This window comes from Pseudomonas sp. FSL R10-2189, from assembly GCF_009600325.1.
GTDB classification, from domain to species: Bacteria; Pseudomonadota; Gammaproteobacteria; order Pseudomonadales; family Pseudomonadaceae; genus Aquipseudomonas; species Aquipseudomonas helleri.
In genome coordinates this window covers 1-1,920 of the sequence record NZ_WIVZ01000082.1, presented here as the reverse complement: position 1 = coordinate 1,920, position 1,920 = coordinate 1, and the positions used below count along the sequence as shown (strand labels likewise).

Below are 1,920 nucleotides of genomic sequence, written 5' to 3'. Positions count from 1 at the left end.
CCACTAGCGGCCAATACATCGCCCATGCCAGTAACTTTGCCTATAAAAACGCGCAAAGCCAGGCCGCGGCGTTTCCCCAAGACCTCAATAGCGGTACCGGGAATCTGGAGTTGCTTCAGCACTATGCCAATGGGTTGGCGTTCAAGGGGGGCCAATACCAGGTAGAAGATGCTCTGGGGCAGGTGTTCAAAGGTGTGCTGGATGCCAATGGATTTGCAGCCGTGGCGGGGTTGGCGCCCGGCCCGGCCAACGTCCAGTTCAACAAAGACCCGGTTGATGTCTGGACCGATCCGGGTTTCCCCGGGCCCCATGAACAAATCGAAACCACCACCGCTGAGACCACCCGCACCCACCTGCCGGTTCAGGCCCAAGCGCTGCTTGAGACAGTACTCAACACCCCACCGTCTAAAAACGCGCTGAAGGCAGCAGCCCTCAGCAACATGCCCTCGTCGGTCAAAACACTCGCGGACAGCATCGATGCTTCCGGACAGCGGCCCGGCAACCCGGAGAAATCATCATGAGTTCTCCTGTCACTCGCCCACGGCAATCGGCCAACAGCCCAATCAATACGGTCACCAAAGACGATATCGAGGCTGGCAAAGAAAAGCTCGACCAATGGCTGCGCAAGCTCACCAACGATACGGTCAGCTGGAACATGGTGCACGCCGCTGGCTCGGTTATTCCCGGGGTCGGTACAGTCTTTGCGGGCATTGATGCCATTGGCGATCTGCTCACGCTGATCGAAGGTGATCGCGAGGATTTCCTCACTTGGGTGAGCCTGGGTATCAATGTCGTCGGGTTGGTCTCGTTCCCCGGCGTCGGTCCTGCCCGTCTGGCGGTGCGCACCACACTGTCCACGGTGCGCAAGAACGGTCTGGCGGCCATCTCAGCAGCCATGCTTACCGCCCTCGAAGAGAATCTCAACGACAAAACCCGAGGCGCACTCGAAGACTTTGCCGCCGCCATTCAAACCCGTCTCAGCGATCTGTTGGCGAAAATCGCCGCCGAAATCAGCAAAGCCTGTGCCGCCCTCGCCCAGATGCTCAGGAGCATCGCCAGCGATGACGGACAGAAGATGCTGGCAAACAAGACTAAAACCGCGTCTCTGTTCGCAGGCCCGCTGTTTGCCATTGGGGCGCATTTTTTAATCGACGACAGATTGCTCTCCAAAAGCACCTGCCAAGAGCTGCTCAGCGTGGCCAAGAGTGCCGACGATATCGGCAAGCTGGCCGCGCAAAAGGTCACGTTGCTGGGTGATGCGGGAAAAATCGGCAGCATTGGCAATTTGATTGCCGAACTGGTCAGCGCCCTCGCCCGCCGCAAGCGCCGCGGCACCCAGCCAGCAAGCGTCGCACCACAACACGTCAGCCACGCCCAGGCCCAAACAGGCCAAGGCGGGATGGTGACTCAAAACACTCAACGTCACACCGACAGAGATCCCGGCTGCAAAAACAAAACCGCCTCCAGCACCGGCTGCAGTATCAGCTTCGCCACGGGTAGCGAAACCGTCGCACACGCTGACTTTTCCCTGCCCGGGCCCTTCCCGATTGAATGGGTACGCACCTACCGTTCAAGCCTCGACGCCCTGGATCACGGCAGCCTCGGCGCACGCTGGATCACCCCCTTTACGACCCGCATCGCGGTCAACAACACAGGCCTGATCTACCTTGGTGCCGACGGGCGCAACCACCGCTACCCCAACCCCAAGCTCGGCAAACATCACTGCGACGCCGTTGAAGGCGTACTGCTGGTTCGCAACTCAGCCACCACCCTGGTCATCGCCCGCGGCCACGACAGCCAGGAACACTACCAGCAGTTGGGCGATCACTACGCCCTCAGTGAAATCACCCTGCGCGGCGGCGCCCGCGTCACCCTGCACTATGACCACCAGCACGCAGGCCAGGCCGTGCTGTCGGACCT

General features: G+C 60.4%; 1 protein-coding gene and 1 pseudogene. Both read left to right on the top strand.

Annotated elements, in window-relative coordinates:
• Positions 1–521: pseudogene (locus GHO32_RS26570) on the top strand (hypothetical protein); the annotation flags it as partial.
• On the top strand, positions 518–1,920 hold a 1,403-nt coding region (locus GHO32_RS25905), incomplete at its 3' end, for a DUF6531 domain-containing protein (protein WP_256671062.1). The pseudogene GHO32_RS26570 and the gene GHO32_RS25905, both read left to right, overlap by 4 nt.